Annotated in this window: 10 protein-coding genes; all 10 read right to left on the minus strand. The window is 71.5% G+C overall.

The window, feature by feature from the left end; translation table 11 throughout:
- Window positions 1-129 precede the first annotated feature (129 nt).
- Entirely contained in the window at window positions 130-1716 is a 1587-nt protein-coding gene (guaA, locus tag RIN46_RS09155; protein WP_309082166.1) for a glutamine-hydrolyzing GMP synthase, read from the minus strand.
- Window positions 1717-1836: 120 nt separating this feature from the next.
- Window positions 1837-3288, minus strand: coding sequence for an SURF1 family cytochrome oxidase biogenesis protein (locus RIN46_RS09160; protein ID WP_309082165.1), 1452 nt, complete (start codon window positions 3286-3288; stop codon window positions 1837-1839).
- A gap of 87 nt (window positions 3289-3375) precedes the next feature.
- Window positions 3376-5115: a glycerol-3-phosphate dehydrogenase/oxidase gene (locus RIN46_RS09165; RefSeq protein ID WP_309082164.1), complete on the minus strand. Its 1740-nt coding sequence runs from the start codon at window positions 5113-5115 to the stop codon at window positions 3376-3378.
- Between the two features lie 2 nt (window positions 5116-5117).
- A complete protein-coding gene (locus RIN46_RS09170; protein ID WP_309082163.1) occupies window positions 5118-6263 on the minus strand; it encodes a GuaB3 family IMP dehydrogenase-related protein in 1146 nt (381 codons plus the stop codon).
- Between the two features lie 150 nt (window positions 6264-6413).
- Window positions 6414-7736, minus strand: a complete 1323-nt coding sequence (locus RIN46_RS09175; RefSeq protein ID WP_309082162.1) for a DUF4872 domain-containing protein — start codon at window positions 7734-7736, stop codon at window positions 6414-6416.
- A gap of 7 nt (window positions 7737-7743) precedes the next feature.
- The gene (gene guaB, locus RIN46_RS09180) at window positions 7744-9249 is read right to left on the minus strand and encodes an IMP dehydrogenase (RefSeq protein WP_309082161.1); all 1506 of its coding nucleotides are present in this window, start codon (window positions 9247-9249) and stop codon (window positions 7744-7746) included.
- A gap of 86 nt (window positions 9250-9335) precedes the next feature.
- Window positions 9336-11423 carry an acyltransferase family protein gene (locus RIN46_RS09185; protein ID WP_309082160.1) on the minus strand — a complete coding sequence of 696 codons (2088 nt, stop codon included), beginning with the start codon at window positions 11421-11423 and terminating at the stop codon, window positions 9336-9338.
- A 302-nt stretch (window positions 11424-11725) separates the two neighbouring features.
- The gene (gene mmsB / locus RIN46_RS09190; RefSeq protein ID WP_309082159.1) at window positions 11726-12907 is read right to left on the minus strand and encodes a multiple monosaccharide ABC transporter permease; all 1182 of its coding nucleotides are present in this window, start codon (window positions 12905-12907) and stop codon (window positions 11726-11728) included.
- Entirely contained in the window at window positions 12904-14442 is a 1539-nt protein-coding gene (gene mmsA, locus RIN46_RS09195; RefSeq protein ID WP_309082158.1) for a multiple monosaccharide ABC transporter ATP-binding protein, read from the minus strand. The genes mmsB and mmsA overlap by 4 nt, the downstream gene beginning before the upstream one ends.
- Window positions 14443-14552: 110 nt before the next feature.
- Complete coding sequence (chvE, locus tag RIN46_RS09200) at window positions 14553-15719, minus strand: multiple monosaccharide ABC transporter substrate-binding protein (protein ID WP_309082157.1); 1167 nt, start codon at window positions 15717-15719, stop codon at window positions 14553-14555.
- Between the last annotated feature and the right edge of the window lie 270 nt (window positions 15720-15989).

Below are 15989 nucleotides of genomic sequence, written 5' to 3' on the forward strand. Positions count from 1 at the left end.
CCTTCTAAACTACGTCAGCGTGCCGCCGGTTCCGGCGACCGAAACACTGCCCGGCCCGGATCGACGAGGGCCCCGTCCCCGCCGGCCAGCGCGCGGCTGGTCGGCGGGGACGGGGCCCTCACCGGGGGACTACTCCCACTCGATGGTTCCCGGCGGCTTGCTGGTCACGTCGAGGGCCACGCGATTCACGCCGTCGACCTCGTTGGTGATCCGGTTGGAGATGCGGGCCAGCAGGTCGTACGGCAGGCGCGACCAGTCGGCCGTCATCGCGTCCTCGCTGGAGACCGGGCGCAGCACGATCGGGTGGCCGTAGGTGCGGCCGTCGCCCTGGACGCCGACGGAGCGGACGTCGGCGAGCAGCACGACCGGCATCTGCCAGACCTCGTTGTCGAGGCCCGCCGCGGTCAGCTCGGCGCGCGCGATGGCGTCGGCCCGGCGCAGCGTGTTCAGGCGCTCCTCGGTGACCTCGCCGATGATGCGGATGCCCAGGCCGGGGCCGGGGAACGGCTGGCGCTGGACGATCTCGGCCGGCAGGCCGAGCTCGGCGCCGACCGCGCGGACCTCGTCCTTGAAGAGGGTCCGCAGCGGCTCCACGAGCTCGAACTGCAGGTCCTCGGGCAGGCCGCCGACGTTGTGGTGGCTCTTGATGTTCGCCGCGCCCTCGCCGCCGCCGGACTCGACGACGTCCGGGTACAGGGTGCCCTGGACGAGGAATTTCACCGGCTCGCCGGCGTTGGCGGACGCCTTGACGATCTCGGCCTCGGCGGTCTCGAACGCGCGGATGAACTCGCGGCCGATGATCTTGCGCTTGGTCTCGGGGTCGGTGACGCCGGCCAGGGCGTTGAGGAAGCGCTCCTGCTCGTCGGCGACGTAGAGCTTCGCGCCGGTCGCGGCGACGAAGTCCTTCTCGACCTGCTCGGCCTCGCCCTCGCGGAGGAGGCCGTGGTTGACGAAGACGCAGGTGAGCTGGTCGCCGATGGCGCGCTGCACGAGGGCGGCGGCCACCGCGGAGTCGACACCGCCGGAGAGGCCGCAGATGGCCCGGCCGTCGCCGACCTGGGCGCGGATCTTCTCGACCTGCTCCTCGACGATGTTGCCGGTGGTCCAGTCGGCCTTCAGCCCGGCGCCCTCGAAGAGGAAGTTCTCCAGGATGCGCTGGCCGTGGTCCGAGTGCTTGACCTCGGGGTGCCACTGGACGCCGTAGAGGCGGCGGGCGTCGTCGGCGATCGCGGCGACGGGCGCGCCGGCGGTCGTGGCGAGCACCTCGAAGCCCTCGGGGGCCTCGTGCACGGAGTCGCCGTGGCTCATCCAGACGTTCTGCGCGGCGGGCGTGCCGGCCAGGATGGAGCGGGCCTCGCCGGACATCGTGGCGTCGGTGGCGCCGTACTCGCGCAGGCCGGTCTGGGCGACCTTGCCGCCGAGGGCGTTGGCCATCGCCTGGAAGCCGTAGCAGATGCCCAGGACGGGCACGCCGGCCTGGAAGAGGTCGGTCTGGACGTTCGGCGCACCCTCGGCGTAGACGCTGGAGGGCCCGCCGGAGAGGATGATCGCGGCCGGGTTCTTGGCCAGGATCTGCTCGGTGGACATGGTGTGCGGAACGATCTCCGAATACACGTTGGCCTCGCGCACGCGGCGAGCGATGAGCTGCGCGTACTGGGCCCCGTAGTCGACGACCAGAACCGGCTGATGCTCTGGGGCTGCGGGTGGGTTGGTCACGGGCTCCACTTTAGTCGACTCCGCCCGCAGGCCCGAACGGGCCGTCGGCGCGGGCACCGGGTGCGCCCGGCGCACCGGGCGCGGTGGGACGGACCTGCGGGCCGAGCCGTCCGGCGGCCCCTAGTACCGCTTGACGGCCTGCGGGTTGCCCTCGATCTCCTCCTCGACGCTGCGGTGCACGCGCCGCTCCACGATGAAGGAGAGGAACGGGACCACGCCGCCGAGGGCGATGAACAGGAACCGGGTGAACTTCCAGCGCATGAGCATCCAGAGCCGGAAGTCGCACAGCAGGTAGAGCACGTACATCCAGCCGTGGGCGATCTGGATGGCCAACGTCACGTTGAATCCGCCCGCGTAGGAGTCCACGGGCACGAATCCGAAGGTGTGGGAGGAGCCGTCGGCGAGCGTGCCCCCGGCGACGAGCTCGACGCCGAAGCCGTACTTGGCGGTCATCTCGACGACGAGCAGCAGGAGGAAGACGCCGGTGATGTACGCGGCGATCTTGAACCACCCGGCCGCATTGCGGATCTGGGCGTCGGTGCCGCCGAGGCGGCGGCCCTGGGTGGAGAGGTTCTGGCTGGACACGTCGTCGCCTTCCTGAGCGGTGGTGGTCTGTGCTTCGCGTACGACGCCGGTGCGTCGCTCCGCGGTCCCCTCGCCGGGTCGTGGCTCGTCGGGTCGGGGCTCGCCGGGTCGGGGCTCGCCGGCTCCGGGCGCGGCCGCCGGCGCTCCCCCGGCCGCGCGGGCGGCGGCGAGCCGGGCCCGCTGCTCGTTGCGGTAGTCGTCGCGCACCAGGCGGGTCCAGAGGAAGAACGCGAACCCGGCGAAGAGCGCCCATTCGAGCCCGTAGAAGATGTTGAGCCAGTTGATCTGCGGTCCCGGCGGCTGCGGGCCGACCCAGACGTCCTCCAGCCCGGCCGCGGCGGCGCCGGCGTCCTCGCCGGCGGGGTTCCGGACCTCGAACGCGACGACGAACCCGCTGTAGGAGTCCAGCTCCCAGACGTTCAGGAGCTGGGCCGCGGAGAGCGACTCGAACACCGGGACCCCCCCGGCGTCGGGCACCGGCTCCTCCACGGGCGACTCGGTCGGCAGCAGGCGGCCGGTGACCTGGAGGTCGCCCCGCGGCAGCGGTGGCGGCTGCGTGGCCGCCTCCTGCCAGCCCCGGACCACGGGGATCACGACGTCCTCGCCCCGGGCGGCGCCCGAGTCGGCGGGCGGTTCGTCCCCGTCCGGCAGCGGGTCGGCGAGCACGAAGGCCGCGACCACCCAGTGGCCGGCCCGCTCGTTGCCGTCCCCGTCCTCGTGCACGCGGTCGGTGACGAGCACCTGGCTGTCGGACAGGAAGTGGCCCTCGAACCGGACGATCTGGTCGGCGTCGTCCGCCATCAGGGGGCGGTAGGGCCCGAAGTGACTGGTCAGCGGCACCGGCGTCTCGGTCACGCTCGCCGGCGGCGGCGGGGCCGTCTGCGCGCGCCCGAACTGCCACTGGCTCAGCCAGACGAAGCCCCCGGCGAGGGTCATCGCGAGCAGGAGGGCCAGCAGCCATTTCGGCTTCAGGGCGGTCTTCAACACCGTTCAAGCGTACTTCGATGGCCTGTAGAAGTCCGAACCGGGGCCGGTCCCCCGCCCCGGGCCGGAGGGGCGCCCGGCGTCCCTCCGTCAGTCCTCGCGGACCGGGACGATGTCCTCGACGTTCATGCGCGTCTTGTCGGCGGAGACGTCGTCGGGCTGCTCCTGGCTGGCCCGTTCCGCCTCCACCCGGGCCAGGTAGTGCCTGACCTCGCGGTCCACCTGCGCCTGCGACCAGCCGAGCAGCGGCGCCATCAGCTCGGCCACCACGGGGGCGGCCGAGACGCCGCGGTCCCACGCCTCGATCGAGATGCGGGTGCGCCGGGTGAGCACGTCGTGGATGTGCCGCGCGCCCTCGTGCAGCGTCGCGTACACCGCCTCGGCGGCCAGGTAGTCGTCGGCGCCGGGCAGCGGCCTGGCCAGGGAGCGGTCCGCGACGATGAGGTCCAGCACGTCACGGGCCATGGAGCCGTAGCGCTGGAGCAGGTGCTCCACGCGGGCCACGTGCACGCCCGCGCTCTGCGCCAGGCGGGCCCGGCTGTTCCAGGCCGCCCGGTAGCCCTCGGCCCCGAGGACGGGGATGGTGTCGGTGCAGGAGGCCGGCGCATGGATGTCCATGCTGCGCACGGCCTCGTCCACGGCGTCCTTGGCCATGATCCGGTAGGTCGTGTACTTGCCGCCGGCGACCACCACGAGCCCCGGGACCGGGTGGGTGACCACGTGCTCGCGGGAGAGCTTCGCCGTCGAGTCGCTCTCGCCGGCCAGCAGCGGGCGCAGGCCGGCGTAGACGCCCTCGACGTCCTCCCGGGTCAGCGGTCGCTTGAGGACCTTGTTCACATGCTCGAGCACGTAGTCGATGTCCTTGCTGGAGGCGGCCGGGTGCGCCTTGTCCAGCGTCCAGTCCGTGTCCGTGGTGCCGATGATCCAGTGCCGGCCCCACGGGATGACGAAGAGCACGGACTTCTCGGTGCGCAGGATCAGGCCGACGGTGGACTGGAAGCGGTCCCGCGGGACCACCAGGTGGATGCCCTTGGACGCGCGCACGCGCAGCTGGCCCCGGTCGGTCACCATGTCCTGGGTCTCGTCGGTCCAGACGCCGGTGGCGTTGATGACCTGCTTCGCCTTCGCCTCGAACCGCTCGCCGGTCTCCTGGTCCTCGAGGACCGCGCCGACCACGCGCTCGCCCTCGCGGAGGAAGTCGACGACCTTCAGCCGGTTGGCCGCGGCGGCGCCGTACTTGGCGGCGGTGCGGACGATGTCGACGACGAGCCGGGCGTCGTCCACCTGGGCGTCGTAGTAGCGGATGGAGCCCACGAGCGCGTCATCGCGCAGCGAGGGCGCCGCCTTGAGGGTCCCCTTATGGGAGAGGTGCCGGTGCAGGGGCACGCCGCGGCTGTGCCCGGAGGCCATGGAGAGCGCGTCGTAGAGCGCGATGCCCGCGCCGACGTAGGGCCGCTCGACGCACCGCTTGGTGAGCGGGTAGAGGAACGGCACGGGCCGGACCAGGTGCGGGGCAATACGGTCCATCAGCAGCCCGCGCTCCTGCAGCGCCTCCCGGACCAGCCCGAAGTCCAGCATCTCCAGGTAGCGCAGGCCGCCGTGGATGAGCTTGGAGGAGCGCGACGACGTGCCGGAGGCCCAGTCGCGGGCCTCGACGATGCCCACGCGCAGGCCGCGGGTGGCGGCGTCGAGCGCGGTGCCGGCGCCGACGATCCCGCCGCCGACGATGAGCACGTCGAGCTCCCCGCCGGAGCGGGCCGACGCCTGGAGCGCCTCTATCGACTCGGCCCGCTCCTGGGGGCCCAATGATCCTGACCGAGTCGCTGCCATGTTTACCTCGCTTGGTAGGGGGAGACGATGACTTCCACGCGCTGGAACTCCTTCAGGTCGGAGTAGCCGGTGGTGGCCATGGAGCGGCGCAGCGCGCCGACCAGGTTCGAGGTCCCGTTGGTGTGGTGGGAGGGGCCGTAGAGGATCTCCTGCAGCGGGCCGACGCTGCCGACGTGCACGCGGTCGCCGCGCGGCATGTCCGGGTGGGTGGCCTCCAGGCCCCAGTGCCAGCCGCGGCCGGGGGCCTCCTCGGCGCGGGCGAGGGCGGTGCCGAGCATGACGGCGTCGGCGCCCATCGCGAACGCCTTGACCACGCTGCCGCCGTAGCCCATGGCGCCGTCGGCGATGACGTGCACGTAGCGGCCGCCGGACTCCTCGATGTAGTCGCGGCGGGCCGCGGCGACGTCGGAGATGGCTGTGGCCATGGGGACGTGGATGCCGGTGGCCTGGCGGTTGGCGCCGGTCGCGGCCCCGCCGAAGCCGACGAGGACGCCGGCTGCGCCGGTGCGCATCAGGTGCAGCGCCGGGGTGTAGCCGGCGACGCCGCCGACGATGACCGGGACGTCGAGCTCGTAGATGAACTGCTTGAGGTTCAGTGGCTCCTGGTTCTGCGAGACGTGCTCGGCGGAGACCGTGGTGCCGCGGATGACGAAGAGGTCGACGCCGGCGTCGACGACCGTCTTGTAGTGCTCCTGGGTGCGCTGCGGGGTCAGGGACCCAGCGACGACGACGCCGGACTCGCGGACCTCCGCCAGGCGCGCGGCGATCAGCTCGGGCTGGATGGGGGCGGCGTAGAGCTCCTGCAGCCGCTGGGTGACGGCCGGGTTGAAGTTCCCGCTGGTCTCGGCCTCGAGCGAGGCGATCTCGGCGAGGACGGGCTCCGGGTCCTCGTACCGGGTCCAGAGGCCCTCGAGGTTCAGGACGCCGAGGCCGCCGAGCTGGCCGAGCGTGATGGCGGTCCGCGGGCTCATGACGGAGTCCATTGGTGCCCCGATGATGGGCGCGCCGAACTGGAAGGCGTCGATCTGCCAGCTGACGGACACGTCCTGCGGATCGCGCGTGCGGCGGCTGGGGACGATCGCGATGTCGTCCAGCGAGTAGGCCCGTGTCCCGCGCTTGCCGCGGCCGATTTCGATCTCGTTCATCACGCCGTCAGCCTACCAGCGCCGCCCTCGCGGGCCGGATTCCCGCGGGCCGGGGCCTCCCGATGACGCCGGCGCCGCGGGCCTCGGCCCGTGCCGTGGCCGCGGCGTGTTGCCGGGGCTCGGTCCGGAGCGGACACCGGGACGCGGCGCCGGTCAGCCGTCCGCCGGGTCCGCGCCGGCCGGGGGCGCCTCCACGGCGAGGACGGCCGTGCGCAGCGCGCGGGCGGCCGCCTCCTCCGCGTCGGCGAGCCGGGAGATCCGCTCCGCCAGGGCAGCGAAGTAGCGCAGGCGCGCCGTCTCCCCGCTCCCGGCCGCAGCCGGGGTCAGCTCGGCGGCCAGCGCGTCCCACTCCCCCGCGAGGTCCGCGTAGGCCGGCGCGCAGACGGCGAGGGGCTCGAGGCCGGGGAGTTCCCCGGCCTCGGCGAGGAACCGGGCGTAGAGACCGCGGAAGCCGCCGCGGCCGGCGAACCGGCCGTTGGCGAAGAACTCGGCGACCATGCCGAGCCCGTCGGCGAGCCGCTCGTCGGTGCCGAACAGAGCCGGCCAGTCGCGCTGGCCGGTGCCGGTGAGCCGCTCGGCCCACGTGCGCATCCCGGCGACGCCGAAGTTCTTGGCGAAGTGCGCGGGGATGCCCTGCAGCTCGGTCTCCCCGAGCAGGCGCCCCGTGGTCTCGGCGACGGCCTCGACCACGGCCGCGCGCAGCCGCTCGGGCCGCGGCGACAGCGACTCGGGCACCCACGCCTGCCAGTGCTTGTCCTTCTTCCGGCGCGAGCGCGCGGCCGAGAGCTGCCCGGGCCGCAGCAGCTGCAGCTCGCCGGAGCCGTCGTCGACGAGGTACTTGCCCGACTCGTCCTCGCCGAGGACTGCGAGGTCCACCGACTCGGCATCCTCGGCACTGCCGGCGGCCTTGACCCACGGCAGCATCGACTCGGTGACGCGGACGACGACGGCGCGTCCGGCGTCGAGCGCCTCGTCCAGGTGCTCCTGGGCGAGCTTGGCGCTGGAGGTGTGGGTCTGCCGCACGGGCACGCCGACGCGGCCGATGAGGTTCTCGACGTACGGCTCCGGGTGCGCGCGGGTCACTACGGTGGCCGTGACGCCGGAGTCGTAGTCGAACGTGAAGACCATGAATCCGATGCCGCCGCCGAGCCCGGCCAGCAGCGCCTCGCTCGGCGGCTGCCCGGTGGCCGGGTCGGTGACGCCGGCCTGGGTCAGGACGCGCTGCCAGAGTCCGGCGTCGTACTGGACCACGTCCCCGGGGGCGGGGTACTCGGGCAGGTCCGCCCCGTCGTCATGCCCCTGCGGGGACGACGACGCCGCGGGGCGGCCGCCGCCGCGCTCGGGCGCCCCGGCGAGGACGGCCTTGCGGGCCTGCGTGTACGTCTCCCCGGTGCGCCCCATGCGCTCGCGGGCGAGCTTCTGGAGCTGCTTGGGGGTCAGGTCGGAGGCGCCGGGACGCTTGCGGGGTGCGGGCATGTCCGGGTTACCGCGACTTATAGTTCGGGGCCTCGACGGTCATCATGATGTCGTGCGGGTGCGACTCCTTCAGGCCCGCCGCCGTGATGCGGACGAACTTGCCGCGCTCCTTGAGCTCCGGGATGGTCCGGCCGCCGACGTAGAACATGGTCTGGCGGAGGCCGCCGACCAGCTGGTGCGCCACCGCGGAGAGCGGGCCGCGGTACGGGACCTGGCCCTCGATGCCCTCCGGGATCAGCTTCTCGTCCGAGGGGGCGTCGGCCTGGAAGTAGCGGTCCTTGGAGTAGGAGGTGTTCTTGCCGCGCGTCTGCATGGCGCCCAGCGAGCCCATGCCGCGGTAGGTCTTGAACTGCTTGCCGTTCATGAACACCAGGTCGCCCGGGGACTCGGCGGTGCCGGCGAGGAGGGAGCCGAGCATGACGGAGTCGGCGCCGGCGACGAGGGCCTTGCCGATGTCGCCGGAGTGCTGCAGGCCGCCGTCGGCGATGAGCGGGACGCCCGCCGGGATGGCGGCCTTGGCGGACTCGTAGATGGCGGTGACCTGCGGGACGCCGACGCCGGCGACGATGCGGGTGGTGCAGATGGAGCCGGGGCCGACGCCGACCTTGATGGCGTCCGCTCCGGCATCGATGATCGCCTGGGCGCCCTCGCGGGTGGCGGCCTGGCCGCCGATGACGTCGACGTGCGCCGCGGCCGGGTCCTTCTTCAGGCGGGCGATCATGTCCAGCACGCCCTGGCTGTGGCCGTTGGCGGTGTCGACGACGAGCGCGTCGACGCCGGCGTCGACCAGCGCCATCGCGCGCTCGTAGCCCTCGCCGAAGAAGCCGACGGCGGCGCCGACGCGCAGGCGGCCCTGGTCGTCCTTGGTGGCCTGCGGGTACTGCTCGGCCTTGTCGAAGTCCTTGACCGTGATCAGACCCTGGAGGATCCCGGCGTCGTCGACGAGCGGGAGCTTCTCGATGCGGTTCTCCCCCAGCAGGCGCTGGACCTCGGCCGGCTCGACGCCCACCTTGGCCGTGATCAGCGGCATGGGCGTCATCTTCTCGTAGACCTTGGTGGTGGCGAACTCCTCGCGCGGGACGAAGCGGATGTCCCGGTTGGTGATCAGGCCCAAGAGCTTCTTGTCCTGGTCGACGACCGGCAGGCCGGAGACCCGGTAGTGGCCGCAGAGGTCGTCCAGGTCCAGGAGACTCGCGTCCGGGGTGATGGTGACCGGGTCGGTGATCATCCCGGACTCGGAGCGCTTGACCTGGTCCACCTGGCGGGCCTGGTCGTCGATCGAGAGGTTCCGGTGGATGATGCCGATGCCGCCCTGGCGGGCCAGCGCGATCGCCATCGGCGCCTCGGTGACGGTGTCCATGGCGGCCGAGATCAGCGGCATGTTCAGGTGGATGCGCTTGCTCAGGCGCGTCGCCGTGTCGGCCTCCGAGGGGATCACGTCCGTGGGGCCGGGCAGCAGCAGCACGTCGTCGTAGGTGAGGCCTTCGAGGGCGAACGGGTTGAACTCAGACACAGGGGGGCCTTTCGCGAGCCAGAGGAGGAGTGGTTACATCCTAGAACGCGGACCCGGGCCCACGCATTCCGGCCGGTCGGCCCCGGCTACCAGCCGAGGGCCGCGGTGAGGCGCTGCTCGAACACCGGCGCGAGGGTCTGCGCGTAGGTGCGGGTGATGTGATCCTCGTCGCGGATGGTGACGACGTTGCCGATCACCGCCCGGCAGGTGCCCTCGATGCAGAACTGGTCGGTCATGTCGAAGAAGCTCAGCTCGCGCGGGAGCACGCCCGCGTCGACCTGCTGCTGGAGCTCGTCCAGCGGGTTCCGCTCGGCCAGCACGAACTCCTGGGGCAGCCCGCACTCCTCGGCGCCGCGCATGTCCACGCACTCCGGGACCGCGTAGCGGTAGCGCGGGGTGTCGCGCAGGCCGGCGACCTGGATGCCCGCCTCCGCGAACGGCAGCACCGACTCGACGTACCCGTCGGCGACCTTCTCCTGCTCGGCCGGGGTGCGGCCGGCGTCGTCGGGGTACTTGGCGGTGTGGGAGGCGACGGTGAGGACGGCGTCCGGGTGGTGCTGCAGGACGTACTCGGTGGCGGCCTCGATGAAGTCGTTGCAGCGCTCGGTGCGGTCCGGACCGGTGGTGCCGAACCGGCACGAGGGCTCGTGGATCATGATCCACGCCCAGTCGTTCCCGACGGCGGCCGGGTGCAGGGCGGTGCTCCAGTGCTGGGCGTGGGAGTCGCCGAGGACGATGACGAACTTCTCGGCGGTGGCCGGGTCCCCGAACTGCTTGCAGAACTCGATTCGCTCGTCGGCCGGCGCGTAGGCGTTCAGGCACGCGCCGCCGACGTTGGCCCACTCCTCGTCCAGCGAGGTGGACAGCGGCAGGACGGCGGCCTCGGCGCTGGGCTCCCCGGCGAATCCCGGCTGCAGCACGGCCGCGCCGGGGTTGTCGGCGGCGCTCTGGCTGGACGCGGCGTCCTCGAAGGCCTCGACCCGGTTCTGCCAGCTGTTCAGCGGCAGGAGGACCAGGCCGATGAGCGCGGCCAGGACCACGGAGAGCCGGCGGCGGCGCTGGGTGGGCCAGTGCCACTGGTGGAAAGGGGTCTCGACCATCTTGGTGGTCGCCCACGCCAGGGCCAGGGACAGGCCGATGACCGCGGTGCCTCCGAGCCAGGTGGCGCGGTCGAGCCCGTTCGTGACGAGGTAGATCACGAGGATCGGCCAGTGCCAGAGGTAGAGCGCGTAGGAGATGTCGCCGAGGCGGATGAGGGGCCGCGCGGAGAGCAGCCGGTCCGCGCCGAGACGGTGACCGGTGGCCCCCGCGCCGACGATCAGCCCAGCGGCCACGGTGGGCCACAGGCCCACGTAGCCGGGGAAGGACGCCTCGACCTGCAGGAGGACGCCGCAGGAGAGCATGGCCAGCAGGCCGGTCCAGCCCAGGGCGACGCGCAGCAGCACCGGCAGTCGCTCCATCCAGGGCAGGGCGACGACGAGCAGGGACCCGAGGGCGAATTCCCAGAGCCGGGCGCCGGTGTCGAAGTAGGCCCAGGTCTGGCGGGTCGCCGTGATGTAGACCGAGTAGGCCAGCGAGAGGACGAGGATCGACCCGAACGCGCCGGCCAGGACGGGCCGGAACCCGAGGTCCGGGCGGCGGCGGCGCAGGCGCCGCCACGCCAGTGCGGCGCCGGCGATGACGAGGGGCCAGAGGAGGAAGACCTGGCCCTGGATGCTCAGGGACCAGAAGTGCTGCAGCGGGCTGGCCGTGGCGTGGTCGGCGGCGTAGTAGTCGACCGAGCCGAGCGCGAGATTCCAGTTCTGGACATAGAAGAGGCTGGAGACCGTCTGGCTGGCGACGTCCTCCCAGCGGGTGCGCGGCAGCAGCGAGACGGTCGCCGCGAGGACGGCGAGCAGGACCACGATCGCCGCCGGCAGGAGCCCGCGCAGCCGGTTGAGCCAGTAGCGCACCAGCTCCAGCGGGCGCCCCGACTCCACCCTGTAGGTGAAGGAGACGGTCAGCAGGAACGCGGAGAGCAGGAGGAAGACGTCGACGCCGCCCGAGACCTTGCCGAGCCAGACGTGGTACAGCACCACCATGAGGACGGCGAAGGCCCGGAGCCCCTGGACTTCCGGGCGGTACGCCGGCTTCGCGACGGCCGCGGACTGCGGCAGAGGGGTGCTGACGGCCATCGAGGTGGTCTTCCTGCAGGGAACGGTTTCCGGGCGGCGGCGGCTGGAAGACGCGCGGCCCGACCTCCGATTTTACCAGTGCGGCTCCGGCCGGCCCCGGAGAGGCCCGTCCTCCCGGCGCCTACCGGCCGGCGTCCCAGGGCTGACTGGGAGCTTCTCGGGGCCGCTCGCCGCCGCACTCGTCCTCCACCGGGCCCACGCGACGACGCCGGTGCGTCGCCCGCGCGGGCGACGCACCGGCGTCGTCGTGCACCGCCCCGGCCCACCGCGTCTTCCCCGGCGTGGCGCGGCGGTGCGGGCGGCTACCGGGCGGACCCGGCGCGGCGCTTGTTGTAGATGTCGAACGCCACGGCCAGCAGCAGCACGAGGCCCTTGACGATCTGCTGGGTGGACTGGTCGACGCCCATGAGCTGCATGCCGTTGGACATGACCGCCATGACGAGGCCGCCGACGATCGCGCCGGTGACCCGCCCGACGCCGCCGGTGGTGGACGCGCCGCCGATGAAGCAGGCGGCGATCGCGTCGAGCTCGAACATGTTGCCCGCGCCCGGCTGCGCGCCGTTGGAGCGGGAGGAGAAGACCGCGCCGGCGATGCCGGCGAGCAGGCCCATGTTGATGAAGATCCAGAAGTTGACCTTCTTGACGTTCACGCCGGAGAGGCGGGCCGCGGCGAGGTTGCCGCCGATGGCGTAGATGTGCCGGCCGAACACGGTGCGCGTGGTGACCACGTGGTACGTGATGATCAGGACGGCGAGGATGATCAGGACGATCGGCATGCCGCGGCTGTGCGCCAGCTGCCAGAAGAACCACAGAACGACGGCGGCGACCAGGACCAGCTTGGTGGCGAAGAGGCCGAGGGACTCGACCTGCTGCTCGTAGCGGACGCGCGCCCGGCGTGAGCGCCACTGCGACCAGGCGAAACCGCAGATCGCGAAGACGCCGATGATCAGCGTGAAGAGGTCGTAGCCGTAGCCGCCGAGCAGCCCGTTGAGGAACCCGCCGGCGACGCGCTGGTACTCCGCCGGGAACGGCGACAGGGAGATGTTGCCCAGGGTCAGGTAGGTCAGGCCGCGGAAGAGCAGCATGCCCGCGAGGGTCACGATGAAGGCCGGGATGCCCACGTAGGCGACCCAGAAGCCCTGCCACGCCCCGCAGAGGATGCCCATGCCGAGGGCGGCGAGGATGCCGACCCACCAGGGCAGGTCCTGCTGGATGACCAGGACCGCGGACACGGCGCCCGTGAAGGCGACGAGCGAGCCGACGGAGAGGTCGATGTGCCCGGCGACGATCACCATGATCATGCCCAGGGCGAGGATCAGGACGTAGGAGTACTGCAGGACGATGTTGGTGATGTTGATCGGGCTGAGCAGCAGCCCGTCGGTGAGCACCGTGAACAGTACGATGATTAGGGCGAACGCGATGTAGATGCCGCTGGTGCGGAGATTCTTGGTGAAGAGGTCCTTGAGGTCGCTGGCGACGGTCACCGGACTGCCTCCTTCTCGATGGTCATGAGCTCCATGAGGCGCTCCTGGTTGGCCTCGGCGCGCGGGAGCTGGCCGGTGAGCCGGCCGTAGGCGAGGGTGTAGATGCGGTCGCAGATGCCCAGCAGCTCGGGCAGCTCGGAGGAGATGACGAGCACCGCCTTCCCGGCCTCGGCCAGGCGGTTGATGATCGTGTAGATCTCGTACTTCGCCCCGACGTCGATGCCGCGGGTCGGCTCGTCGAGGATGAGGAGCTCCGGGGCGGTGTGCAGCCACTTCCCGAGCACCACCTTCTGCTGGTTGCCGCCGGAGAGGTTCCCCGTGACGGACATGACCGTGGGGGCCTTGATGTTCATGGACCTGCGGTAGTCCTCGGCGATGCGGATCTCCTCGTTGCCGTTGACGAAGCCGCCGCGGGAGATCTTGTCCAGGCCGGCCGCGCTCGTGTTCACGCGGATGTCCTCGATGAGGTTGAGCCCGTAGTGCTTCCGGTCCTCGGAGACGTAGGCGATGCCGGCCTTGATGGCCTTGTCCACCGTGGAGGTGTCCACGGCCTTGCCGTCCATCCGGACCTCGCCGGTGATGCCGCGTCCGTACGAGTGCCCGAACACGCTCATCGCGAGCTCGGTGCGCCCGGCGCCCATGAGCCCGGCGATGCCGACGATCTCCCCGGCCCGGACGTCCAGGTCGGCGTGGTCGACGACGACCCGGCCGGCCTGGGTGGGGTGGTGGACCGTCCAATCGCGGATCTCGAAGACGACGTCGCCGATCTCCGGTGTCCGCTCCGGGTAGCGGTGGGACAAGTCGCGGCCGACCATCCCGCGGATGATGCGGTCCTGCGTGGAGCCCGGCTCGGACATGTCGATCGTCTCGACCGTCTGGCCGTCGCGGATGATCGTCGTCCGGTCGGCGATGTCCTCGATCTCGCCCAGTTTGTGGGAGATGATGATGCAGGTCATCCCCTCCTTGCGCAGCTCGCGCAGCAGGTTGAGCAGGTGCTCCGAGTCGGCGTCGTTCAGGGCGGCGGTCGGCTCGTCGAGGATGAGCAGCCGCACGTCCTTGCTCAGGGCCTTGGCGATCTCCACCAGCTGCTGCTTGCCGACGCCGAGGCTGCCGACGGGCTCGACCGGGTTCTCGTCCAGGCCGACCCGCTTCAGCAGCCCGGCGGCGTCCTGGTTGGTGCGGTTCCACTCGATGAAGCCGGCGGCCTGGCGTTCGTTGCCGAGGAAGAGGTTCTCGGCGATCGACAGGTACGGGACCAGCGCGAGCTCCTGGTGGATGATGACGATGCCCTGTCGCTCGGAGTCCTTGATCGAGGAGAATTTCATCTCCTCGCCCTCGAAGAGGATCCGGCCCTCGTAGCTGCCGTGCGGGTAGACGCCGGAGAGGACCTTCATCAAGGTCGACTTGCCGGCCCCGTTCTCGCCGCAGATCGCGTGGATCTCGCCGCGCTCGACGGAGAGGTTGACGTCCTGGAGCGCTTTGACGCCCGGGAAGGTCTTGGCGATGTCCTGCATCTGCAGGATGGTGCTGTTCATGGTGGACCTGTCCTTCGATCATGGAGCGGGGGCCGAACCGGAGTTCGGCCCCCGCGTTCATCGGTGACTGGCGGGGCCGGGCGCGGGCGCCGGCCGGGAGGCGGCGGCGGTCAGCCCGCCTGCCCCGCCTCGACCTCCTCGGCGGTCCAGTAGTCGGAGTCGATCAGCAGCGACTGGATGTTGTCCTTGACCACGATGTCCGACTCGAGCAGGTAGGACGGGACGACCTTGACGCCGTTGTCGTAGGACTCGGTGTCGTTCGCCTCAGGCTCCTCGCCCTCCGCGTAGGAGGTCGCGGCCGCGACCGCCTGCTCCGCGAGCTTGCGGGTGTCCTTGAAGATCGTGGCGTACTGGACGCCGTCATTGATGAGCTTCACGGAGGCGATCTCGGCGTCCTGGCCGGTGACCACCGGCAGGCCGTCCTCGATGGTGGCGCCGTAGCCGGCGTTCTTCAGGGCCGTGATGATGCCGCGGGAGATACCGTCGTAGGGCGAGAGGACGCCGTCGAGCTGTCCGCTGCCGCCGCCGTAGTGCGCGGTGAGCAGGTCCTCCATGCGCTTCTGCGCCGTCTCCTGCGACCAGCGCAGCGTCGCGGCCTGCTCGATCGTGGTCTGACCGGACTCGACCACGAGCGTGCCGGCGTCGATGTGCGGCTGCAGGGTCTCCATGGCGCCCTTCCAGAAGAAGTGCGCGTTGTTGTCGTCCAGCGATCCGGCGAAGAGCTCGATGTTGAACGGGCCGGCCTCGCCCGTCTCGTTGCCCTCGCCGTCGAGGACGCCGAGGCCCTGGAGCAGCGACGTGGCCTGCTGGACCCCCACGTTGTAGTTGTCGAACGTGACGTAGTGGTCCACGTTCTCCGTGTCGTTGATCAGGCGGTCGTAGGCGATGATCGGGATCTCCTGGTCGGCGGCGGCCTTGAGCTGGTTGCCCAGGGCGGTCCCGTCGATCGAGGCGACGACGAGGATGTCGGCCCCCTTGGTGATCATCTGGTCGATCTGCTGCTGCTGGGTGGGGATGTCGTCGTTGGCGAACTGCAGGTCCACCTCGAAGCCGGCCTCCTCCAGGCCGCTCTTGACGGCCTCGCCGTCGGCGATCCAGCGCTCCGACGTCTGCGTCGGCATGGCCACGCCGATGGTCATGTCCTCCGGCGCCTGCTCCTCGCCGCCGCCGGCACCCGCGCCGCCGGCACCGGAGCCTCCGCACGCCGCGAGGGCGCCCACGAGGGACAACCCCGCGAGCGAGACGGCCGCGCGCGTGGTCCAGATGTTCTTAGCCATTGCTTCTCCTTCGTCAGCCGCCGGGGCGGCTGGGTAACGAGCTGAGTGACGGGATGACTCGGCGCCCTCGTGACGCAGGACCGGTGACGGGCCTGCGCGGCCCGGGGGCCAGAGCGCGAGAGTGCGCCAACTCACACCATGTTAGCGATCACATTAAGGCGTGGCGAACCGATCCGAGTCACGATTCGGCAACGCCCCGGGGCCGGGGGCCCCCCCCCGGCGGGGGGGGCCCCCCCCGGCCCCGGCCACTCGGCGCGTCGGCGTCCGCTA

It is taken from the genome of Zhihengliuella sp., assembly GCF_031178195.1.
Taxonomy (GTDB): Bacteria; Actinomycetota; Actinomycetes; order Actinomycetales; family Micrococcaceae; genus Zhihengliuella.

Coding starts and splice junctions, on each gene's coding strand:
- RIN46_RS09185 (WP_309082160.1), bottom strand. CDS start 11,423: ATGGCCGTCAGCACCCCTCTGCCGCAGTCCGCGGCCGTCGCGAAGCCG.
- mmsA (WP_309082158.1), bottom strand. CDS start 14,442: ATGAACAGCACCATCCTGCAGATGCAGGACATCGCCAAGACCTTCCCG.
- RIN46_RS09175 (WP_309082162.1), bottom strand. CDS start 7,736: ATGCCCGCACCCCGCAAGCGTCCCGGCGCCTCCGACCTGACCCCCAAG.
- RIN46_RS09165 (WP_309082164.1), bottom strand. CDS start 5,115: ATGGCAGCGACTCGGTCAGGATCATTGGGCCCCCAGGAGCGGGCCGAG.
- chvE (WP_309082157.1), bottom strand. CDS start 15,719: ATGGCTAAGAACATCTGGACCACGCGCGCGGCCGTCTCGCTCGCGGGG.